Source organism: Niastella sp. OAS944, assembly GCA_024809215.1.
Lineage (GTDB): Bacteria > Bacteroidota > Bacteroidia > Chitinophagales > Chitinophagaceae > Niastella.
The window spans coordinates 17,206-41,897 of sequence record JANUBW010000015.1 but is presented as its reverse complement, the minus strand read 5'-3'; the positions used below and the strand labels follow the sequence as shown (position 1 = coordinate 41,897).

The following is a 24,692-nucleotide window of genomic DNA, read 5'->3' as shown; positions in this document are numbered from 1 at the left end:
TGGAAAAACAATGGAAATTCAATGGATAATTTAAGTATAAATGCACGACTGGAAAGATTCTATAGCCTGGAAATACCAGCGGTTTTGCCGGAGATCTGTTCTGAACAGCAGATACCCAATATGGAAGCAGACAATCTGTTTGCCGCTCATTTGCATATCAACAATGCCTTGTCTGGCGCCCTGGATAAAACGCTGTCGGGCTTTGTTATTTTAGAAGTCGCTGGTGATGATTATTATTTATTTGATGCGCGTGATTCCGGCTGGGTCTATTGCATGAGCCATATTGATCGTAGAATTACGAATTGCTTCCAATCGCTGGAAGCATACCGGGCATTTCGGCAGCAAAGTTCCGGCCATCCAATATTAACACAAGAACCGGAAAGCAAAAGGGCTGTATCTACGTTGGAACTGGCCGAACGGTATCAATGGACGGTCTGGTTCTTTGGCCGTATGCCAGGCAAAACAGAAGATGCGGCTTTTGAAGAACGCTGGATGGCATTTGCCGATAACTGGTTTGCAAATGCTACCGGTGGTATTGACAATATACAGCCAATGTTTGATGAGGAGAAGCCATTTCTAAAAGAAGATGTGCATTTGGCCGTGTGGTGGCTGCTGGTAGCCACGGCGCTGACCGATGAGAATCTTATTAATGAGATAATTCAATTGGGCCCTGACAACAATGAGCTGTTTCATTCCTTTGCCCAGGAGTTAACCCCCCTTGGTTTTCATGGAAACCTTACGGAGCTTCCTGAATTTAAAAAGCGGCGTGCACGTTTTTTATACCGGGCAGCAAAACCAGATAGTAAATTACTTGATTTTGTCACTGACGCAAATACGTTATACCACTTCGTACGCGATCTAATGAGCAGAAGCCTTATCATAGACCCTGAAGAGGATCTTAAAGATAAAATACATATCCTTAACATTTGCTGTGAAGAGTTAAACGATCCACAATTTATGGATGGCTTGAAAGCGTTAATAATTCGATAATAAAACATGAAACAAACATTCAGACAACGTCTTTGGAAAACCGGGAAATGGTTCTTAGCATTATTCTTCCTGTTATTCTTATTCAGATTGATCTATGGCTATGTTACTACAGACATAACACTAGGCAACGACTATTCGAATAACTTTTTCAGCAGTGTAGATAATTTAAGAAAGAACTACGCAAGTGATAACAATATAAAGATGAAAGCAGATGTGGCCCAACAGGCAAGTATTGCATCTGCCCAGAAATATGAGAAAACGGCCACCGTTAAATCAAAAACGGCCCAATTCGAAAAAGATGTAGAGAGCGTTCAAATACTGACCACCGCTTTTGCCGGCGTTATACAGTACGAACAAAATACAGGCAATAAAGGCAACCGGCAAATGCATTGGCTCATTGGTATTAACCCCGCAAGGTTCGACAGTTTCTATATGAAGGTGCAGGGCATTGGGCAGGTTAGATCGATGGAGATCACGAAAATTGACAAAACAAATGAGTTCAGACAATTGAATGCAAAAAAAACTTCATTGGAGAAAACGCTGGCCTCATTAAATGAGTTGAAAACAAGGGGCGGAGCCATCAGCGACTATGTTTCATTGCACGATAAGATACTGGAAATAGAAACACAACTGCAGGAACTGGGTGTTGAGCTCGGCAATTTTGATACAGAGAATGAATTCTGTACGGTGCGTTTTTCCCTGTATGAAGGCGCCCCCGATAAAAAAATAAGCTTTATGCGCCGGCTTAAAGTGGCCCTGGAATGGACAATAAAATATTACGCTATTTTAATAATCTCCTTACTGGCACTGGTAGCAGCTGCATTTATTATATTGTTGCTGATTGACAAACTGAAGCTGATAAAAATGGTAACGAATAAACTGGAAGAATAACATGTTGCACGGTTCTACACTTGCTGAGCAAATTGAAACGCTGGTAAACAATGAAGACCTCGGCGGGCTTCAACAATTGGTCCAAAGTATGGATGCAGAAGATCTTCATACACATAAAACCCAATTGATTGAAGGCTGCCAGCAGGTTTTTTATAGCTGGTACCAGGACGTTGAGCTTGAAAAAATAAATAAGGAACATGAGGATGCTGTTATTTCAGACCTCTTTGCCATCCTGTTGTGTATTGAGAAAATAGATGCGGAAAACAGCCAGCATGATCTGCGAACATGGTTGTATGAACATCTTGCCCAATCGAAAACGGCGCCGGAGATCAGGCTACAAAATATTCAGCTTGCTATAAATGAATATAAGACCGCCCTGCAAAAGGAAACATCCGCCGAAATGCAGGCCCGGCTGGGCAGTGCCCTGTTGAAAAGGATGCAGATCACACAGCAATTTACCGAAGATCAGTTTATGGCCGCTTTTCAATTGTTTACAAGCGCCTTTGCTACCTGGTGTGAACCGGTTTTTAATGTTTTCCTGCATAGCAGCTTTAAGGTGCTTAATTATCCCTGTAAAGATAACCACCACTGGCATCTGCAGTTTATGAGACAATTGGAGGAATCGCTTACCGCATTTGCTCAAACAGATCCTATAATCTATCTCACCTGGTCAAACGAATTATCAAGAGCGCTTCAGTATAATCAATATGCCTTATCAACCGCCTACGCTGAGGAATTAAGCAAAAAATCAACTGAATTACTGGAGCATGTAAAAGACTATACAACCACCGATACAGAGCGCCTGAACCAGTTAGGGACTGCATTTGAAGGAGCGGCTAAACAAATGCCGGCCGATGCCACAACCGAAAAACTCCGCTATTTTGAAACAGCTGAAAAATATTACCTGCAAGGACATAGCATAAACCCGGCCGCCTGGACCTTTACCGTATATGCCACTAATGCTCAAATGGCCATGGCCCGCATTTATCGCCGTACTAACGACCAGGCAAAAGTGATCGCATTGTTTGAAGCAGGGAAAATGGCTTTTGCTACTACCTCTGTATACGATCAGGGATTTACCTTAATGAGCTACTGGGGCGATTTCCTGGTTGATTATGCCCGCGTGGCGTATAATTTTAACGCTCCCGAAATTCTGCAGGAGGCAGAATCAAAATTGCTGGCGGCCAAAGAAAAAGGGCAGGGGTTTTATAGTCGCCCGTTTTTATCATTGGCAAAAGTTGCGTTGAAGTTGGGCGACAAACAAAAATGCCTCGCTATTTTACAGGAATGCAAAAAGACGTTTACTACTGAATATTATGAATATGATTTTTCGGATGTGTTGAAAGATGAAGAATTTAGAGCGGTTTGGTTGGAAGTATTGCCGGTGCCGGAACATTTGCAGGTGGAATTGGATAAGGTAGATTGGAAAAACATTCAAACAGCATGGGGAAGAGGCGAAGAATTGCCGTCAGCCATCTATGGGTTGTTGTTGGACGATGCAAAACTTGGAAGTGAATGCGAAAAGTTTATTTGGTGGGAAATGGCCTACCATGGGCAGTTATACGAAGCCACCTATGCAACAGCCACCCTTTTTGCACGCATGTTGCCTTTTTATAAATATACGCCGGCTGTAGAAAAACGTTTATTGGGTTTACTATATAAGATAATGATACAAACGGGGCTTCGCAACAAGGGTTATAGCGAAATGATCGCCACCATGGAGTTTTTAATTCCGCAGCTATTTCAATGGGCCGGAGGTGCAGACCTGGAAACAGCACGTAAAGCGCAGCATATACTGATCCACGTTGGAAAAGACCTGCCTGAAACAGAAACATTTTTACAACGGGAATGGCAAAACACTACACATCCTGATGTAAGAAGAGGGTATGCGCTCTATTGCCTGGGGTGGTTATATTACCTGGCCGAAGACGATGAAAAAATAAATGCACAATTCATACCTGCATTCCATACAGAAACAAATACCCTGCTGCGTGTAATTCTGGCCATCTTTCTGATAAAAATCTCCGAAGACAATGCAGAAGATAGCTGGGTGACCGAAATAATAAACACCTTAGTAAATAAGGATGCCGCATTATTAGATCTTGATAGTATGCAGGCCCTGATAGGCGAGGATGGTTCGCCGGAATTCCTGGTAAATTTTCTTCAAAACACTGACCCGGCTGCAATGGCAAGGCACATTAGAACAGTAATAATGGCAATGCCTACACATGATCATTCATACCAGGAAACACTGTTGCTGGCCATACGCCTGGTAATGTTTGCTGATACATATATTGATTATAAAAAAGTACGAACAGAGGGAAGCAGGAATACCTTGCTGGCGTTGGCGGAACTGGGCGAAAAAGACCCTGATTTCCTGAAGCGCCATAGCAAATTGTTGTTAGAATTAGATGTGCCGCCAAATGCGCAACAGATCAGGGAACTGGCTGCCAACTAAAACAAAACATCATTTCAATTCCAAACTGTTTACTTTTCTGAACTCCGAAGGGTTCATGCCTTTGTATTTTTTAAACGTCCTGTTCAAATGACTTTCGTCGGTAAAGTTAAATTCATATGCAATTTCATAGCACCGGTTAATTGAGTGGTAATGCCTGAGGCGCTTCATCACCAAACTTCACTTTTATGGTGAGGTTAAAAGGAGCATAATATTGCGCAATGATCTTGCGGATCTTTTCTTTGCTTTGCTCACGGTAAGCGCTATTCTGTTCAATTTCCTGACGGGAAGTGGTATACAGTTTCTTTTGCACGTCGGTATATGTTTCATCGTCGGAGAACATGAACCAGCCTTTTTTGTTGGCCGTTTCCATTTGGTCGAGACGCAGTTCGTAGCTCAGTAATTGTGTTGCGGGTAAGGCTACCAGCACTTCTTTTTCACCCACTGCCACGGTAAAATTCTTTTCGTCAACATTTACCCCAAATTTGGCAGTGTAAGGCACCGTTACCCAAATGGTATTTTCGGCAAACATTTTACGCATGTTATCCGTCCAGCTGCCATCGTTGGCCAGGTTACTTCTTTTAATGGTGGCCGTTCCCTGCACTTCGAGGCTGGCGAGCTCAGCAATCTGGCGCACAATAAGGCTGTTAGCGAGCGTTTTATCATTTACTATGCGGGCGCCGGAGCGTTGGCCCAGCCAAAACACCAATACCAGGGTAAATACCAATACGAGCCAGATGATCAGTTTTTTCATAGATATGCTATTTGCGCCGGCAATTTAGGATCAAATAGCTGTTTTTTCCAATAAAGTTGTATATTTTAGGATGAAACGCCTAACCTCGTATTCCGCTCTTATCATTCTTCTGGCAGCTTGCAAAAACAACCCGCCTGCAAACAAACAACCATCTCAAACAGCGTCAACAACTGTTTATAGCTGTTATAATGCCAAAACAACCGACAAAGCCTGGTATAGTGAAGGGAAAAAGGCGCCGGTGTTAAAGGGCTTGCAGGGTATTGATTTTCGTATTACAACAAATAGGAAGGAAGCCCAGGAATATTTTAACCAGGGTATGATGCTCGCATACGGCTTTAATCACGCCGAGGCAGCCCGATCGTTTTATGAGGCTACCAGGCTCGATTCTACCTGTGCCATGGCTTATTGGGGTTTTGCGTACGTGCTGGGGCCCAATTACAATGCCGGTATGGAGGAAGACAATTTTGAACGGGCCTATGATGCCGCAACAAAAGCGGTGGCATTATCTGCTAATTCCTCCGCTAAAGAAAAAGCGCTTATCCGGGCCTTAGCCACCCGGTATGCAAAACCTGCACCGGCCGACAGAAGCCCGCTGGATATTGCCTATGCAGATGCTATGAAAAAAGTATATGATGCGTATTCGTCAGATGCCGATATCGGCGCCTTATATGCCGAAAGCATAATGGATGTACACCCCTGGGACCTGTACGACAAAAAAACAAAAGCACCGAAGGCATGGACACCGGGCATATTGGCTGTTCTGGAGCATTTAATGACAGTAAACCCCAGGCATCCCGGCGCCCATCATTTTTACATTCATGCAGTAGAAGCATCGGCGCATCCTGAAAAAGGGCTTGCCAGTTCAAAATTATTAGAAACGCTGGTGCCCGGTTCAGGACACCTGGTGCATATGCCTTCTCATATTTACATCAATACCGGCGACTATCACCAGGGCTCACAGGTAAACCTGGCCGCAATAGCGGCCGACAGCAATTATATTACTACCTGCCATGCACAGGGCGCGTATCCATTGTCGTACTATCCCCATAACTATCATTTTTTGGTGGCCACAGCCACGCTTGAAGGCAACGCCACTTTAGCCTGGATGGCTGCCGGTAAAATGCAAAAAGATTCCGATTCGGGCATCATGCGCATGCCAGGGTGGGGTACACTGCAACATTATTATACCATGCCTTATTACATTGGTGTGAAATTCGCCATGTGGGATACCATTCTACAACTTCCATCGCCTGCGGCCAACCTCATTTATCCCCGGGCCGTTTGGCATTTTGCAAGAGGCATGGCTTTTTTAGGAAAGAACGACCTAAGCAGCGCCAATAAGGAAATGAGCAGTTTAAGCACACTGGCCAAAGACACTTCTTTAAAACACCTTACGATCTGGAACATTAACACCAGCGCCGACCTGGTTCAAATTGCAAGCAAGGTACTGGCGGCAGAGATCGCTTCAAAACAAAAACAATGGCAACAATCGATCACGTTACTGGAAGAAGCCATTGCCATTGAAGACAATTTAAATTACAATGAACCGCCCGATTGGCTTTTTTCTGTACGTCATCACCTGGGCGCCGTATTACTAAAGGCCGGTAAATACAGTGAAGCCGAAAAAGTGTACAACCGCGATCTGCAAACCTGGCGAAATAATGGCTGGGCGCTTATTGGTTTATATAACGCGCAAACATTGCAGAAAAAAAATAACGAGGCAGCAGCCACGAAGAGCCGCTTCAACAAGGCATGGAAGTACGCAAATGTGACAATCGGGTCTTCATCGCCCCTGTAACGGTATTAATTCCAGCTCCAGGTAAATATCGGTGATCAGGAGCACTCTGAAAGTCCGGAGCAATTTTTTATTATCATCATAAATTCGAAGTAACCGGGTACTGCGATCGTACCTGTATGTACACGCAGGGCCTGCATGCTGGTAACTTTTGGTATATGCAGGTTTATTGTTAGAGGAACGGCTTCCATCGGTCTGGGGCAGCCGGTGTAAAACCAGATCGCTTTCGCGGTACAAAGAGTCTTTCACAGAAAGCAGATGAAATACCGAGTCGGAACGGTTAGGTATTGGCTCGTTAACTTCATTTAATACATAAAAAAAATAGTTGCCTGTAGAATCGTACAAGGTCCATGTTTGTTCCTTTTTGCCATCACCCCGCATTAAAAGATCGGCATATTGTTCGTAGTAACGTCCCTTACCTGCAATAACACTGTCCAGTTCCCTCATCAAAACGAAATTTTCCTTTCTACGCTGCTCATGGGTTACATAGGTATATTGTGGATGATGCAACTGTCCCGAAGAATTATAAATAATAATACCTTCTCTGGTCTCGCGCTCCAAAGCCCTCCAACTGGCAAGGCCTTCGCAATAAAGCACATTATTTAACTCCTGCTGCCCGCTAAAATATTCAATGTATTTAAATAATATTGCTTCCCAGTCGCTCCGGTTGCGCGGCTGAATACATTTCACGAATACAACATTTTTTGCACGATAACGCTCTTGTATTTTTTTTAGCCTGTAAATCTTCTGAGCCACATTTTCCTTTTCGAAGTAATGACTGAAAGGCACCATAACCACCGTTTTACCGCGGTAGGCCTTCAATGCTTTCTGTAATTCCAGCTCACGATCGATCTGGAGGAGATTGCCGGAATCCTGCATTGGCTCAAAAGCAGCTATTTGAAATTTCATTATCCTGGCTGTTTTAATTTGGGCTACCTGGTGATAAGGTAATCCCGAAAGCTGGCTATGATTTTCAAATATTGTTATCCGGTATTTTGAAGGCATTGCAATATCTTCCTGCAACAGGGAATTGCCGTGTAATTGCTGCAGGTTAAGGGCAAAACGCATGCTTGCATTGGGAATTAACCGCTCATATAATCCATAAGCAACGGAATCGTATACTTCCTTCTCAAATTCACGCACAATTTTGCTATGGAGATCCATGAAGCGCTCCGCTTCCTTTTTATTACCATTAAAAAAATTTTCAGTAATGACCGGTTCGTTTAACCGCTGATTGGGATTGGATTTCCAGTATTGCCGTATCTCATCATTCTTCTCTATAAAGTTAGGTGGTAATAAGAGCTTGTAATCTTTTTTCAGCCGGCCTGCAATATCGGTGTTTGCATCGAAGACCAGCGGGAAAGAACGGCTGCGACGCAGGTAATCATCAAAAGAGCCCGCCAGCTTGTAAAAGTTGTCGTGTATGAAGGCAAGCGGCGTTTCCTGAGAAAGGTATTGCTCATATATTTTCTGCAAGGCAGTGCTATCTAACCCCATCCTGCTGCTTTTAAGCAATTTCAATACATAATTGTAACGGGCATCTGCTTTTACAAAATCAATGAATCGCTGTTCGGCCACATGAGCAGGGTATACGCGGTCAATTCCACGAAGCACATTGTCGTATTGCTCAGTAACAGCGTCGCTTTTTTTCTCCTCATCATTAGTTACATACCGTTTAAAATACTGATATTGGTTATTGAAGGCAGCTTCTGACCCCATTAGGCAAACGCTTTGCATTAATTTGCTGTAATCCTGTTTATTTTCGTTAAGGTCAGTAACGAAATTGTAAGCCAGCAACAGTGTGTCACCCGGTTGTACCAGAAAGGCGCCCAGTTGCTGCCTGCCATTAATGAGGCTGCATATTACGGGCATGCGCAGAGGAATGGGAAGACTGAAGCGGCCCTGGTTATCGAGATCGGCATACAGGTATTCTTCCTCGCCGGTAAATACATCGGTGTAGGACAGCTGAACAAAATTTGTTTTATTTTCATTATCATTCTCTTTCCAATGCAACTGGCCCTTCAACAGGGCGTTGCCCCCTGTAAAAAGGGGAGAATGGAAAGTAGCCTCTTTTGGACGGTAGTTTGAATTAAAGGTGCAGATGTTCTTTAATTCCTGCTGAGCGATGTTGCCCAGAAGCAGCGTGGTACTATCTTTTCGCTGTATTGTGACAATGATCTTTTTACTGTTATCATTTTCCAGCTGTAGCTGCCATCGCTGCTGAATTTGCTTTGCAGCCTTTATACGCCAGGTTTCATTCTCATAACAAACAGCATTGGGATAAATACCAATAACAAAGCCGTTACTTCCATCCGTTTTTAGCCAGTGCCCGCACATGCTGGCAGGAACAGAAATGGCTTTTACAGCGGGTTGAGCAGCACTTTCAAGCGACAATAATAGCAGGCACAGATAAACGAAATATTTCATGCGTAGGGTAGGGATTGCGGCCGTGAAATTATATAACATATAGCAAAAAAGAAAACACCGACAGTGTTTGTTTTGCCCAGGGGCCGTTGTAACTCACTTACCTGAAAAAGCACTATTTTTAATTACCAGGCAGCATCTGCAACCTGCATTTTCTACACTGCTAAAAACCGTTCAGCATAGATCATTGATTGGCCCAATTATTAATTTCTATTACCAAAAACTTTTATCTATGCAAATTAAAAGAACCTTATCTGTGTTTTTTGCCGGCCTTATATTATGCAGCAGTTTTATACCGGTTTCATCTAATCAGGTTACCCCAACCGCCTGTGACCTGTGGGTTGAAAACAATACAGATCAGAATCTGGCTTCGGCTAATTTTAATTCAAATCTTGACGATGTAACATTATCCAATGTCGCTCCTTTCGGTGGCACAAGTGCGGGAATACTTCAGTTCGACAACGCAGATCCTGTAACCATTACGATCACCTTTAGTGCACCTCTTACAAGAAATGCCGTAGCAAGGATCTACAACAGTGGATCAACCAACCAGGTGGGTACTATCAATGTGGCGGCAGGCTCCACCACCGGTAAAACGCGTATTTATCCGCCGCTGGCCACTGATGCTTTTTGGGTAAGGATCAATTAATGAAATGCTGATCTGCCTGGTTTCACAAAAGGAATAAGTTATTTTACCAACAAAAAGCAGCAAGGCTGTTCAAAGCAATTTTGAACAGCCTTATTTATAGAATTATTTGTTGGTGCTGGCGTTTCTTTAAACATCAATACAAAATAGTAATATTTTGCGTTATACAATTATGCAATCGAAACCCCTGGAAATTATTGGTTATATTTTTTGTTTCATTGGCATTGGTGGAACATTATGGATTTCGTCGGTTAATTTGACTGAAATAGTAAAACGAGCAACCGGACAATACACCTTTTATTCTCAAAGGGCATATTTAAGCGATGGTGAAGCTGTAATATATTTTAGCTGCTGGACGCTTCTTTTCATTTTCATTAGTTATTTATCTGTAAAAAATTTGATTAGAAAAAGATACACCAGGGCTATCGTATATGCTTCAGTGGTTATACTAACAATTATTATATCGTTTTATGTAGACACGTTATTTTATCACAATCTGTACTAAGAACCAGAAATACCAATAGCCTCCAGATGAAATTTCTTTCCTACACGAAGATGCGGGTAAAAACAGTAATGTAATATGGTGCCCATGACAAAGACCGCCGATGCAATACCAAGACCTTTTAATTTTTCTTTCGAAAAAGGCGGTTCATTCCTGATGAGGTCATTGGCAACATTTAAACCTATATATCCTGCACTTGCCACCTGGAATATAAAACCATTACGTACCCATACAAATTTTTCGTGTCCCAGTATTACCCGCACCCGGTTGTTATCATGAACGATCATTTCTTTTTTTGTAGGCAGGGCGCATACGTCCTTCACGCTGAATTTATACCCCCGATAATGAGTGGTGTCTATCCCCGATAAAGTATACCTGATCATTTCACGGGTAAGAGAGAACGAATCATTATGAATACCAGTAATGATCCCATGTACCCATTCGCCGTCATTCCGCTGAAAGGTTATCCGCGAGTCTTTCCAGAAATAACGCAGCGGCCGGTTCCGTTTTTTTAAAACCAGATAACCGTTCTGCGAATAAGCACCAATCGGTAAAGAAAAGGCCAGGATAAGCAAAATAGTTTTGGTCATGGTTAAATAAATTATTCCCTTCGCAAAGCATCAACCGGGTTTTGTAAAGAGGCTTTGATAGATTGATAGCCTACGGTACAAAATGCAATAAGAACAGCTATAGCACCAGCCAGCATGAAGAGCCACCAGTTTACAGTAATACGAAAAGCAAAACCATTCAACCATTGGTTCATCCCATACCAGGCAATAGGCGAGGCAACTACAATAGCTATTAAAACCAATTTTATAATGTCTTTACTCAGGATGTAAACGATCTGCGCGCCCCCTGCGCCCAGCACTTTCCTGATGCCAATTTCTTTAACGCGTTGCCTGATCGTAAGCGTGGCCAACCCAAACAAACCCAGGCAGGAGATACTAATGGAAAGCACCATGGCGATGTTTATCAATTTGGCAGTTTGTTGCTCATTTTCATAAAACTTCGCAATTGTTTCATCAAAGAAATTATATTCAAAGGGCTCCTGCGGGTAAACCTGTTTCCAGCACTTTTCAATTTTTGCTATCGTAGCTTTAAAATGGCTCAACTGCTTTCCGCTGGTTTTTAATTTTATATTTATAAGCCTTGTAAATTCCCTGGAGGTAGTTAAAAAAACAGGCATTAACTGTTCGTGTAACGACTGTGAATGATAATCGGCCATTACACCAACAATGGGCCGTTTAACAATACCCGGTGGAATTATTGTTTCTACCATTTTGCCTACAGCATCTTCCGGTTTCGCAAAACCCAATGCTTTAGCACAGCTTTCACTAACAAGGAATTCCTTTATTGAATCGCTTGGTTGAATATTACGGCCTGCCAATATTTTTATACCATAAAGGGATGTAAAATGCTCATCACCCCATTCGAGTATTGTTGCCACCCCTTTTTCTTCTTTTCCTTTGTAGGTAAGGGGATTGAAAAAATGCAGTTTTGCTACAGGTGTGCCTTCACTTACACTTACTGCCTCCACATCGGTTAGCTGCCTGATCTTTTCTGCCAGTACCTCTTTCTTATCAGCTGCATATTCAAAATTTGTTCTAACAGTAATGATAGCATCTTTATTAAAACCAAGGTCTTTATGCAGCATATACCTGATCTGGCTTCCGGTGATCAGTGTTCCTATAATAAACACCAGGGAGATGGTAAACTGAAAGATGATCAATCCTTTTATAAAATAGCCACGGCGGTTCCATTTTTGCATACCGGCGCCTTTTAAGGTGATAACAGGTTTTGAAGAAGACAAAACCTTTGCAGGGTATAGGCCAGCCAACAAAGTAGTGAACAAACCAATTGCCAATAAAAACAACCATGTTGATGAACTAAAAAAAGAAAAGCTAACCCCTTCGGGTATAAATGATCTAAAAACGGCTAACAGGGGATAAATGCCGGCCATTGACAAAACAAGCGCTAACAGGGTTAAAATAAAAGTTTCAGCCAGGAATCTTACCACAAGTGCCCCCCCTGAACTTCCGCAAATTTTACGAATGCCGGTTTCCTTAGCTCTGTCAATAGATTGCGCAGTGGATAATGTAATGAAATTAATTACGGCAATGACCAGAATAAACAAAGCAATGGCCATTAACCCATACATGGTAGGCAAATGCACTTTTCTTGTGTATGCATCCCCATACCGGGCATCAAAATGCAGGGTTGATAAAGGCTGCAACACATAGGTTGTTTTAATGCCTTTACCTGGCTTGCAATGCCGGTTTCTAAGATCTGCAAGCTGGGCATTGATCTGAGCAGGAGTAACGTTGTTTGCCAGTTTAACAAACATTTGCTCATTCGTATATCCATCATCCCATGAGGCAGAAGCAATATCTTTTTTAATGGTAGCATAGGAAATAAAATCCCTGAAAAACAGGTCGGTATTTTTACCGGCATCTTTTACAATACCGGCCACTCTAACGGTTAGCGTATCATTGTAGACAATTGTTCTATTCAAAAATTCAGCCGGATCATGTGCTCCAAAATACTGCCGGGCCTTACTTTCAGTAAGAACTACTGTATATGGATCATTTAACACACGGGCATTTCCGGCCAGCCACTCGTAGTGAAAGATGTTGAAGTATTGCGGCTCAGCAACTATAATATCAGATTTTTGTTCTTCACCAAACGGCGGCTTTGCAAACTTTTTTACCTGTTCTTTATCCTGAATGGCAGCTGTTGCCTCGTAATTATAAAACAACGCTGCCGATTCAAAGCCGGGCACCTCGTTGCGGATGGCAAATTGAGCAGGCGTATTGATGCTACCCGTATGACTTTCGCCAAAATTTGTTGTATAAAAATCACTAACGACCCTGAATATTCTTTCTTTACCTGGATGATAATTATCGAAACTTAATTCGAACCTGGCGATGAGAAAGATGACCAGGCAGGCGCTTATACCCAGTGAAAGGCCAATAACATTTATAGCAGCAAACGTTTTATGCCGGGTGATATTACGCCAGGCGGTAGCAAGGTAGTTTTTAAACATGCAGAAGGATTGGTCTTTCAAAATAGGTCTTATATTTTTTTGAAAGAAAAAACCAGCTGGCGGGGAGGGTATTTTATGGATTATTTAACGAGGGATCTATTCTTTATCAATTGCCTCCTCCGTTTTACACGTATAATAAAAAAAACGAGCCTATCAGTACTTTGACAATTTAAAAGTAAAATCGCAACTTGCACGGAAATTAAATGAAACAGGATATGGACTCGAATTTCTTTGTAAAAATTCATGGGCTGGGTAATGAGTATATTGTATTGAATAGTCGCCATATTAGCTTTAAAATAGAGAATAAAGCCATTCAAAGAATTTGCAACGTGAACTTTGGTATTGGGTCCGATGGCATCCTTTTACTGGTTGAATCTGATAAAGCCGACATTGGGTTACGCATATTTAACCCTGATGGCTCCGAGGCCGAAAAAAGCGGGAACGGACTGCGCATTTTTTGCAAGTATGTTTTTGATTTTGGCATAGTTAACAAATCAGCATTCACCGTAGAAACAAAAGGCGGCATCGTAAAGGCCAATATTGATGAAGTAGTAAATAACAAGGCCAGAATTATAACGGTAGATATGGGACATGCCATATTCGACTCGAAACTTATTCCTACCAATTTTGAAATGCCCCAGGTTGACAATGAGATTATTTATGCCGGTGAAAGACCCTATGAGGTAAACTGTGTTTCCCTTGGCAATCCGCATTGTGTTATTCTTAAACAGGAATTAGTAATTGAAGAGATAAAGCAGTTTGGCCCATTATTGGAAAACCACCAAATGTTTCCCAACAGGATCAATGTACAGTTTGCAAAAGTGATCAACCGCAATGAGGTGGAGGTGCTGATCTGGGAGCGGGGCGCCGGATTTACCCTGGCATCGGGAACTTCATCCTGTGCAGTAGCCAGCGTGTTAAGAAAAAAGGGCCTGGTTGATGAAGATGTTACTATCAAGATGCTGGGTGGACAACTGAAAATTCATGTGGCTGCTGATTATGCCATTAGAATGACTGGAGAAGTTCGTGAGATCTGTACCGGCACGCTGAGCAAAGAGCTTATTGAAGATTTTATTTAGCAGCGTTGGCAATTGCCCTAACTTTGCCCTGAGGAATGATTAGTTTATGACTTATAAACTATTATACTGGATACCCATAATTGGAGTGTTTGTCTGCCTGGCAAAATATGAAAAGGAGAATGACATGGGTATTGTCTGGCCTTATTATCAGGCAGTAATGATCATTGCAACTATTTGGATTGTAACATATAATACGTTCTGAAAGTATTACCTATAAAAAAAGTCCCCCGATACATTGGGGGACTTTTAATTTACAATTGACTACTCATAGATAACAACCTTCTTTTATCGTCGAATGATGAGCTTTTTGGTTTGAAGCCCCTCCTGACTTGCAATTCTAAGGAAATATACCCCTGCCGTGCAGCTACCAAGGTCCACTGTTACCTGTTGCTGGCTAAGAGCGCAGACGAGATACTGCTCCTGCACCTTGCGGCCGTTTTGGTCCACAACGATGAGCGCCACTTTTCCAGCCTTGAAATTGTTTAGCTCCACCACGAACTGTCCATTAGATGGATTGGGATAAACCGCAGCCACAGAAGCTTCAGCACTTAGCGTTGGTATTTCACCAGCCCGGGCTGTAGCAGCAGTACCGCATGTGCCCAGGTAATCGCCGTGATTAAGGTGTTCCTGCACCGCAGCCGAAGCTACACAGATGGTATTGTTATTGTGACAGACCTTCACTTTATCGTTGTTGTTGCCACATCTTACATCCAGGATTTGCATAACGATCGAAGCTGTAGCCGTGCAAGCCCTGGTATCGGTTACAATAACCGAATATGTACTGCCCGCACTCACCGTTTTTGCCTGCGTAGTTTCACCCGTGCTCCACTGGTAGCTGTAAGGTAACGTACCACCATTTGCTGTAGCCTGAACACTTAAAGAAGCTGGCCCATAGCCAATGTAGATGGTATTTTTAGCGTCAACCGCCGGGTTCATTGCATATACATCGGCAATGGAAGCAATGATGGGCGAATTAACAGTAACCACCGTGCCGGCAGTTGTTTGATTACCGTGTACATCCGTTACAGTCCAGGTAATGGTCGATTGCCCGGCGTTAAACGTTCCGCTGGCATCGGCGCCATTACCGTTTCGGGATGTGGCTCCGCTTACAATATAACTTATAACCGCTATGCCACAGTTATCCGAAACATTGAGCACCGGCACGGCGTAAGAACCAGAAGGATCATAGCAAAAAAACTGGCCTGCAGGAGCAGTTAGCACGGGTAGTTGATTGTCAACAACTGTTATCTGTGCCGTTTCTGTGCCTGAATGTCCATCGGCATCTGTTGCTGTTAGCGTTACAACAACCGGCGTACCAATGTCTGCACAGGTGAAGTTGGTTTTATCCAAACTAAAGCTCAGGGCTCCGGAATAGCTTACAGAACTATCGTCTACCTGTTGGGCCGTAACAGATGCATTTCCACTTTCATCCAATAACACCTGAATGTTCTTTGTTTTAACCGTTGGCAGTTGATATACGATCAGTTGCATGGTATCCTTTACCGAGCCCAGCGTACCGGAAGCCGTAAGAATAACGGGGAATGTTCCTGCAGCGTTCAGGTTGCCCGATATCACACCTGTGCACGAGTTCAAACTTAATCCGTTCGGAAGACCGGCAGCGCTGAAGTTGTTTACATTGGTGGCCTGAATGGTATAGCTAAACGCTGCTCCATAGGGAAGTTTTTTTATTCCAGCCTTACTTGTTATTTGTGGTACGGCAGCGGCAGGTATTCCATAAAATTCAACTTCGGCCACATCGCCAAATCCGTTGTTTGGCGATAGATAACGAATATAACGGTATGCCCCAGTGTTTGTGATCGTTTGTTCTGCATAAACACCATTGGCAGGTGCTGCGGTAATGGTGAACAGGGTAGTTGCCGTGCTGAAACCGGCTACGTTAGAACCCTGAAAAACACCGCCCACCATACGTGAACCGAAACCTGAACGTGGCACATACCGCACTTTGTAAACAGCTTGTGTACTATCTGCGCCTAGATCATAGCCCACCCAAACACCGTTTGCGGTGGGGCCGTCAAAAAAAGTATTTATGTTGCCATCCACCGCGGCTGCCTTTGTTACAGCGGCGTTATTATTCCACGAACCATCGGTTCCAATAAGTGTCCCCGTTAGCTTCTTACTTACAGCCGTTGCTACAGAAGAATTAGCACTTTCTCCATTGCTGTTGCCGGCCGATACCGTATAAAAGTATGTAGCACAGCTTACAGCGGAGGAATCGGTAAAGCTTGTTGCGCCGGCTGTAGCAATAGTGGTGTAAGGCCCCGCCAGCGTGTTTGCCCGCTTCACATTATAACTGGTGGCGCCGGCAGATGCAGTAAAGCTTACAACCGGTTTGCTATTGCTTGTTGTAACCACCAGGTTTGTTGGTGGCAGCGGTGGAGCATATTGAGTGTACACTGATTTAACCTCCGTTGCACTCAGCGCCCTGTTGTAGATCCTGAATTCATCTACTATCGCATTCAAATAAGGGTCTGTGCTGAATTGCGATTTACCAATATAATTCAGTGAAGTGGCGCCCAGGGCAGATGGTTTGTTGCTCATGCTGCTGTTGGTACCTGCCGACACGCCATCAATATAAAGCGTACCTGTAGTACCCGATAAAGTTATTGCCACATGGTGCCATTCACCCGCCGGCAGTGGCGAAGCGCTGTTGATCTGTTGCTCGGTGCCACCATTCACTTTAATGGCATAGCGTACTGTATTGTTACCACTCACAGGTGTTAAGAACATGTAATTAGTTGTACCGGTGCCAAAGTCGAAGATCCTTGACCAGGAGGAGGCGGTATTTAATTTTACCCAGCCGGCGATGGTGAAATCGTTCACTGACACCATTAACCCCAATGGAAGGGCTACATATCCATTGCTGCCGTTTAATTGTACAGCCTTGTCCTGAAGACCGGTTACAACGCTGGTTCCGCCTGTAAGTGCACCATGACGGGCGCCCCAGGAATCAATTGCTTTTGTGCCGGAGCTGTCGTTAAATTTCCAATAATCCCATTGGCCCAATTTAGGCGTAGCTGCTACAGGAGCGCTTTCGGAATATTCGGTACTTCCGTTTACAGCTGCTATTGTATAGTAGTACGTAGTACCATTTATAAGCAGTGAATCTGCATACTTTGCGGTGGTGGTATTACCTATAACAGTAAACGGACCTGATGGCGATGTGGCACGTTTTATCCTGTAGCTGAGGTTCAATATTGAATTCCATTCAACCACAACCTTTGCGTCACCTTCTGCTACGGTAATATTGCCCGTTACATTATTCAATATCACCAGGTGAAGGGTATCTGTTGCCGATAATGAATCATTCGCTGCCATTACAACTACGTTGAAGTTGCCATATACCGCAGGTACGCCCGATATTACGCCGTTTGTTGTATCAACACTTAATCCGCCAGGCAATCCCGATGCATTAAAACGGGCAGGAGATTTAATAGCAGTTATAGTGTATTGATACAATTTTCCTATAAGCGCCGTATCAGTTTTGGCGCTGGTTATGACCATAGGTGTGGTCCGTTCATCCATTAGCATAACATCATTACCATCGCCACCTTTATAAGTAATGCGAAGATCATAACTACCCACTTTAACAACACTCATTTCGGGCAGGTTTTTGAAAGTACCGCTATTAGCCGCATCCCCGGTATTTTGAATAATGGTAAGGTTAGCTCCCAGGGCCAATGCGCCAGAGTCGATATCAACAACCGATAACACAGGATTGCCCACCAGGCTAACGCCGGCAGCTTTCATTTTATCGGCAGTGGCATTTTTGGTGCTTATCTGCGCTTTATAAATACCGTTACTGTTTATTGTAAGGCTGCTTGTAGTAGTGAATGTTCCAATACCATTATTACCTGGTTCCAGAATAGCGGTTGCTGCTGTTCCTGTACCAATGGTAACGGAGCCCTGGCTAAGACCAGTACCACCGAATGTACCACTGCTGTCTATCACCGGGCTGGGGAACGTACCACTGGTGGGGTTGTTAACTACCATGAATGTTCCGTTCTTAATAGTAGTAGTACCGCCATAGGTATGGTTGCCTGAAAACCACAGGGTGCCTGTACCCACTTTTTCAATAAGGAAATATTTATCAAAGATGCCCGAGAAGTTGCAGTCTGTATTGAGCGCACCAATGCTAACTACCGGTGAGCCGCCTGCATCGTTGCGAAGAAAACCTCTGCCGGTTAACCCGCCAAAATTCAGGGTGCCGGAGCTAAAAAGAATGCGGTGACAGTCATTACCGTTAGCATCTAACAACCAATGAGCTTTTGCGCTGCCCGACTCCGGCACTTCAAAACACGTACGGGAGTTGCCGCTGCGCAGCTTGGAAATAAAGGTGCCTCTAAAGTCGCTATTATCAGCAAACAGATGCAAACCAGCGTACACGTTTCCATCGTGAATAAAAGTACCGGTGCCGGTTAACTTTCCTCTCAGGTTAAGCGCATTACAGCATTCAAAGAACCAGCCGCTTTGTCCGGCAGGCACTTCTACATCATTGTATATAGTTACATCGCCACCTACTGCCCATAAACCGCCACCGTTGAAAGTGATCTTACCGGCGCCCAGGGGGCCTGAGGTAGCATTAGAAGGTGTACCGGTACCGTTACCGCTAACAGCAATACCATTGCTTGGCGGCCATGCGCCTATTGATCCGGCAATAGTGGTGCCGCCGGAATAGGTATTGTTTCCTGAAAGGGTAAGAATGCCACTTCCTGTTTTGCGCAGGCTACCTGTTCCACTTATTGCGCCGGACAATATAACATCTGCCGTATTGGTAGCTACACTTAACTGGCTGTTTAAAACAAGCGGTGTAGTAATGGTTTGCAATTTGGCAGAATTGTTCACCAGGTCATTGTTTATGGCCATGCTGTTTCCACCAATTGTATATTGGCTGGCATCAGTATCAAACTGTATGCGCGAAACTGCCAGGTTGGTAAGATCATTGGTGATCAAAGTATCGGCAGAAGATCTGAATGTGAGAATGGCAGGGCTTTGCGGTACACTGTTCTCTATCCAACCAGATGCCTGGCTCCAAATGACAGAATCCGGGTCTGCACTCCATGTATTAGAATTGGATCCCGGTACGGCATAAGCCTCCGGCGAATCGGCGCTTTCTTTGGTGGCGCCCACAGCAGCAACCACATAATAGTAAGGACTGCCATTGGTAACGTTCATATCAGAGTAACTGTTTGAAGTTACCGTAGCGATAGTCGTATAGGGGCCACCGCTTACAGTACCACGTTTCACCTTATACGATGAAGCGCCATACGCTGTATCCCATTTCAGATCAACCTGTGCATTCTTATTAGTTACAATGGGTTTGCCCGGTACCGCTGGCGGCACTGTGGCAAATACCTCGTTAGAGATGCCACTCTCCAGTTCATTGGCAAGAGCGGTTATCACATAATAGTTTTTCACCTCCGGAGCAGGAACGGCATCTGTAAAGCTGGCGCCGGTAATACCGGTTTGCAGCGTGGAATATGGCCCGCCGGAAGAAAGAGAACGTTTTACCGAATAACTGGTTGCATTGACAGATGGCTTCCACGTTAATTTAATTTGTGTGGTATTAACAACTGCAGCAACTGCAGAATCCGGCGCTGTTGGCGCCGTACTGCTGGTGGCATTGAGTATTAAGGTTGCAGTTCCTGTACCGTTGCCATTGGTGGCGCCCAGGGTTACTTCAGTTTTTCCCAGGGTGGAGGGTGTACCGGTAATAATACCTGTGGCAGCGTCTAAGGTCAACCCTGCAGGTAACCCGCTGGCACTATAAGTTGCAGGATTATTACTGGCCGTTATGCTGTAACTGAAAGAAGTACCGGTTTTAACTGTAGCCGTAGTGGCACTGCTGATCTCCGGAGAACCGGCAGGCGATGCCTGGCTGAAACCTACATTGGTAAAAACGGCGGTATTCAGCGCCGACGTATTGTTGGAAATAGTATAGAAGCCATAATAGAGATCAGTAGGGTACCCGCTGTCGGAATAAAAACAATTAAGACCGGTCCAGTTCACTCCATCCTGCGAGTGATAAGTAAAAATGCGTTTACCCACACGTTCTATCTTCAACCACCAGGGAGCCTTTGCCTGGTAGTGCGGGCCAACACCGCCTGTAGCCGCCAGGTAAATGTCCCAATAGGGCACACCCGGCGCCAGCGACTGACGGATCATCACACCACTGCCGGCGGAAGTGAGAGACATGCTGTTCACTTTCACCACCAGGCCCGCATCGCCGCTTATTTTCTTAAAAGTATAATTAACCGCATTGCTTCTTGAATTGCCCGACGCCTTTATGGTCCAGGCGCCGTTGCTATAGGTAGCACTGCCGGCAATACCGGGGCTGCCAATATCTGTATTGGTCAAATAGCTCACCGGCTGTGTATGTTCGGCAGGGTAAAATACCGGCGGTAATACGGTAGCGGTAGAAGTGTCGGAAGATTTAAGATATAGGAAACTACCGCCTGCTCCGCCAAGAACTGTTCGTAATTTATCGGTATACGGTGTTGGAATGCCTTTGCGTAATTTGTAAGCGCCAAGAATGATATTTGTCATATCACCTTTGGCGTAATTGGTTGGAATGCCCCAGCCTGTCCAAAAGGATGCATAACCGCCAAAAGGAATGAAGGCCATGGTATCGCCTTCGAAATTGTACCGGTGATACATTTCTGCTATGGCCAGTACGCGTTTGTCCAGTTCTTCATACATATCTATACCCTGCTTGTATGCTACTTCGGCGCCCCATGCAAGGGCTGCAGCCTGTACCCGCCAGTGATCATCGCGGCCGGCATCGCCCACTTCACCATTGGCCAATGAGTTGCGCATACCACCACCGGCATCCATACGATACACATCTATGGCCTGGTTAAACCTTACAGCATCGTCGCAAAAAGCTGCCGCCGCCAGCGCTATTTTCAACTGCAGGGCGCCTTTGTTGGCATCGCGTAGTTGATAGGGCACCCAGGAAGTAGGGTAGAGCACATTGAGGAAATAATTTTTTACATGCACCGTATTGGAATCTGACCAGCCGGGAAAAGTAGACTTAAGAATGTCGGCCCCTGTGGCCCAGTAGTCGGCATAATCGCCAATATCAAGCATCGATTCATTGCCACCCCACACGGTATTGGTCACAGCCCAGGCATCCAGCAGGTTGGTGGCTTTACGGGCATAGGCCGAATCACCGGTAAACACCCACATGAACGCCAGGTTACGAACTGCGATCATATCACTTATCCATCGTGTGTTGTTCAGGTTGGGAGCACGGGTCACCGTTGCAGACGGCCCCGGCGTAAAGTAAGAAAGCTTTGAGTGATCGTCAGCGGCAAAGGCATTATAGGCCGATAACCAGGGTTCTTTTGTAATGTTAGCCTTTAACTGGTCAAGGTCGTACCTGGTAAAAGGTATACCCGGATGTGTGAAGCGTTGTGCATTTACATTATTACAAACCAAAAGGGTAAAAATAACTACCCATAGCATTGGAGTTGGCAAGCATCGTGTCATCTGTTAGTTTCCGGTTTTATAAATGACTAAGTTAGATGACCCTGCAAAAGAAGACAGGGGTGGTAAATGCCAAAAAAGGGGGGTAAAGCTGTCATTACAACAAAACGATAACGGGTAAAATTCCGCTTTTCGCAACTTATTTTCCCGATTAAAGCAAATAAACAGTCGTTACCTGACCAATTTTGCGGCCAAAAGACGAAATAAAAACCAATAGGAGATGACCAGACTGTTTATGATTTTTTTTCTGCTTGTAGTATCGGCCCGTTTGTTTGCACAAAGTGATGTACAAACAGGAAGTATAAAAGGAACGATCACAGGCAGCGATAATACCCCTGCTGTATCCGCAACTGTACGATTAAAAGGGACCAAAAAGGCTGCCTTAACAAACAATGAAGGCTTTTTCACTATAGAACATATTCAACCGGGTAATTATACGCTCAGCATATCAAGCGTTGGGCATCAGCTGCAGGAAAAGGAAGTAGTGGTTGTAGCTGGTAGTTCAACCGAAGTCTCCGTTCAATTATCTCAGGCAAAGACCCAACTCACAGAAGTAGTTGTTTCAGCCGGGCGCACCAGGGAATCTATTGACCAGGTACCTTCTTCCGTTTCCATTGTAGGCATAAAGACATTACAACAAAACATTAATATTACCACCAATCTGGGAGATATTCTTGAAAACCGGATACCGGGCCTTGCTCCAAGCACAGGTCTTAGTAGCAATTTTGGCCAAACCCTTCGCGGCCGCAGCCTGCTTATTATGGTAGATGGAGTACCACAAAGTACACCGCTTCGCAACGGTGCCATGGACCTGCGTGCTTTGGACCCGGCTGTTATAGAGCGAATTGAAGTAGTTAAAGGAGCTACCGCCATATATGGAAATGGGGCAGCAGGGGGACTTATTAATTATTTTACCCGTAATCCGAAAACCAATAAACTATTGAATAGTCACACTTCGGTGGGAACAACGGGTTCGCTTATAAAACGCGCCAACAGCATGGGCGGAAGATTAAGCCAGCTTTTTTATGGCGATAAAGGGAAATTCAGCTATGTAGTAAGCGGTGTATATGAACAAACAGGCGAGCAAAAAGATGCTGATGGCGATGTATTGCCCCCGGTATATGGTTTAAGCGAAACCGATTCTTATAATGGATTTGTAAAACTTGCGTACGATATAAATGCCCGTCATAAGGTGCAGGCTACCTATAACTTTTATAGCAGCCGCCAAACGACCAATTACCTTACAGTAAATGGAGATTATAAGAATGGAATAAAAACTACGGCCGCTTTAGGTCAAAACAAAGGTGTTCCGCAAGGTGTAAAAGGCAATCATAACCTTGGTGTGCAATTCTCAGGTGAAACCGGGGTTGCCAATACCCGTTATGATGCCGATGTTTATTATCAGAGTGTTGACAATGTATTTTTCTACTCCGAAGCATTTGTTGATGGAGGGATCTCCCGCATACTTTCCAAAAAGAACGGTGCCCGTCTGGTATTGAATACCCCCTTTACGATGGACCACATGGCTTTCAATTTTACCTATGGGTTAGATGCGCAAAGAGATGTAACCTCACAACCTTTGGTAGATGGACGCATTTGGGTTCCCGAAATGGATATGTTTAACCTGGCTCCGTTTGCGCAGGCAAAACTTACATTATTCGATAAAATAGTGCTTAAAGGTGGGGTGCGGTATGAAAAGATAAATATCGGCGTTGATGATTATGCCACACTTCCAAGCAGAAATACAACAACAGGAGCCGTAACGCCCTCCATGAATGTAAAAGGCGGTGATATTAAGTACAACGCTGTAGTATCGAATGTTGGACTTCGTTATAATCTTTCCGATTATTTTTCTCCTTACGTGAGTTTTTCACAAGGGTTCAGTGTTTCTGATATAGGGCTGGTATTGCGCTCGGCAAGAGTGAATGATATAGCAAAGATCAATACAGAAGCTGTAATTGTAGATAACTACGAAGCAGGATTTGTAAGTAAAATAAAGAACTTCCGTTTTGAAGCTACGGGGTATATTAGTAAGTCGAGCCTGGGTGCAAACAGTGTATATGACAATGGTGAGTTTGTAGTGGTGAGAACCCCCGAGCGCATTTACGGGTATGAACTGGCTGCGGATATGCAGGTGACAAAATATTTACAGGCTGGTGTTTCATACACTTATACGGAAGGTAAAGTTGATGCTGACAACGATGGAAAATATAACGGCGAGAAAGATGAATACCTGCCCGGCCAGCGTATTGCACCTCCTAAACTTACCGGTCATGTTGATTATACCGTGATCCCCGGCAAACTAAATGTATTATTACAATATACAGGGATAATGAAGAGAAACCGCTTTGCCAGAAATAGCAGCGACTCGTACGACCCTTACAAAGCACCCGTAAAAGCATATAACCTGTTCAACTCATCGGTTGGGTACAATTTCAGTGAAACTACATCGCTGAACTTAGGTATTGAAAATATGTTCAATGAAGACTATTTCACTGCCCGTTCGCAGTGGGGTGCATTTAATGATAGTTATACAAAAGGTAAGGGCGCAGCCTATCGTCTTACCTTGAATGTGAAACTATAATATTGGATTTAAAAAGAAACAGG

13 protein-coding genes are annotated in these 24,692 nt (G+C 44.1%); 7 read left to right on the top strand and 6 right to left on the bottom strand.

The features are described from left to right. The first annotated feature begins 21 nt into the window (after positions 1 to 21). From GGD38_RS36225 to GGD38_RS36215, 3 genes are read left to right on the top strand one after another with little or no spacing between them, the layout of a single operon-like run. The gene (locus tag GGD38_RS36225; RefSeq protein WP_375301017.1) at positions 22 to 990 is read left to right on the top strand and encodes a hypothetical protein; all 969 of its coding nucleotides are present in this window, start codon (positions 22 to 24) and stop codon (positions 988 to 990) included. 6 nt (positions 991 to 996) lie between these two features. Beyond that, complete coding sequence (locus GGD38_RS36220) at positions 997 to 1,881, top strand: DUF4349 domain-containing protein (RefSeq protein ID WP_375301016.1); 885 nt, start codon at positions 997 to 999, stop codon at positions 1,879 to 1,881. A gap of 1 nt (position 1,882) precedes the next feature. Beyond that, the gene (locus GGD38_RS36215; RefSeq protein ID WP_375301015.1) at positions 1,883 to 4,339 is read left to right on the top strand and encodes a hypothetical protein; all 2,457 of its coding nucleotides are present in this window, start codon (positions 1,883 to 1,885) and stop codon (positions 4,337 to 4,339) included. 9 nt (positions 4,340 to 4,348) lie between these two features. Here the strand turns inward: GGD38_RS36215 and GGD38_RS36210 are convergent, their stop codons facing one another. Further along, positions 4,349 to 4,507, bottom strand: coding sequence for a helix-turn-helix domain-containing protein (locus GGD38_RS36210; protein WP_375301014.1), 159 nt, complete (start codon positions 4,505 to 4,507; stop codon positions 4,349 to 4,351). Further along, the gene (locus tag GGD38_RS36205; RefSeq protein WP_375301013.1) at positions 4,476 to 5,090 is read right to left on the bottom strand and encodes a DUF4230 domain-containing protein; all 615 of its coding nucleotides are present in this window, start codon (positions 5,088 to 5,090) and stop codon (positions 4,476 to 4,478) included. The genes GGD38_RS36210 and GGD38_RS36205 overlap by 32 nt, the downstream gene beginning before the upstream one ends. 70 nt (positions 5,091 to 5,160) lie before the next feature. Between GGD38_RS36205 and GGD38_RS36200 the strand changes: the two genes are divergently transcribed. Next, positions 5,161 to 6,888: a hypothetical protein gene (locus GGD38_RS36200; RefSeq protein ID WP_375301012.1), complete on the top strand. Its 1,728-nt coding sequence runs from the start codon at positions 5,161 to 5,163 to the stop codon at positions 6,886 to 6,888. Here the strand turns inward: GGD38_RS36200 and GGD38_RS36195 are convergent. After that, positions 6,874 to 9,312 carry a hypothetical protein gene (locus tag GGD38_RS36195; RefSeq protein WP_375301011.1) on the bottom strand — a complete coding sequence of 813 codons (2,439 nt, stop codon included), beginning with the start codon at positions 9,310 to 9,312 and terminating at the stop codon, positions 6,874 to 6,876. The two genes, GGD38_RS36200 and GGD38_RS36195, sit on opposite strands and share 15 nt — an antisense overlap. 229 nt (positions 9,313 to 9,541) lie before the next feature. On the opposite strand from GGD38_RS36195, the gene GGD38_RS36190 reads away from it, so the two are divergent. Continuing rightward, a complete protein-coding gene (locus tag GGD38_RS36190) occupies positions 9,542 to 9,958 on the top strand; it encodes a hypothetical protein (RefSeq protein WP_375301010.1) in 417 nt (138 codons plus the stop codon). A 498-nt stretch (positions 9,959 to 10,456) separates the two neighbouring features. On the opposite strand, the gene GGD38_RS36185 is transcribed toward GGD38_RS36190, so the two are convergent. Then, positions 10,457 to 11,047: a hypothetical protein gene (locus GGD38_RS36185; RefSeq protein ID WP_375301009.1), complete on the bottom strand. Its 591-nt coding sequence runs from the start codon at positions 11,045 to 11,047 to the stop codon at positions 10,457 to 10,459. Between the two features lie 11 nt (positions 11,048 to 11,058). Continuing rightward, positions 11,059 to 13,500: an ABC transporter permease gene (locus GGD38_RS36180; RefSeq protein ID WP_375301008.1), complete on the bottom strand. Its 2,442-nt coding sequence runs from the start codon at positions 13,498 to 13,500 to the stop codon at positions 11,059 to 11,061. A 215-nt stretch (positions 13,501 to 13,715) separates the two neighbouring features. Between GGD38_RS36180 and dapF the strand changes: the two genes are divergently transcribed. Further along, the gene (gene dapF / locus GGD38_RS36175; RefSeq protein WP_375301007.1) at positions 13,716 to 14,579 is read left to right on the top strand and encodes a diaminopimelate epimerase; all 864 of its coding nucleotides are present in this window, start codon (positions 13,716 to 13,718) and stop codon (positions 14,577 to 14,579) included. Between the two features lie 285 nt (positions 14,580 to 14,864). Here dapF and GGD38_RS36170 read toward each other — a convergent pair whose 3' ends face one another. Beyond that, positions 14,865 to 22,088 (bottom strand): LamG-like jellyroll fold domain-containing protein, encoded by a 7,224-nt coding sequence (locus tag GGD38_RS36170; RefSeq protein ID WP_375301006.1) that lies wholly within the window; start codon positions 22,086 to 22,088, stop codon positions 14,865 to 14,867. Positions 22,089 to 22,305: 217 nt separating this feature from the next. Here GGD38_RS36170 and GGD38_RS36165 point away from each other — a divergent pair, with 217 nt between their 5' ends. Continuing rightward, positions 22,306 to 24,669 carry a TonB-dependent receptor gene (locus GGD38_RS36165; RefSeq protein WP_375301005.1) on the top strand — a complete coding sequence of 788 codons (2,364 nt, stop codon included), beginning with the start codon at positions 22,306 to 22,308 and terminating at the stop codon, positions 24,667 to 24,669. Positions 24,670 to 24,692 lie beyond the last annotated feature (23 nt).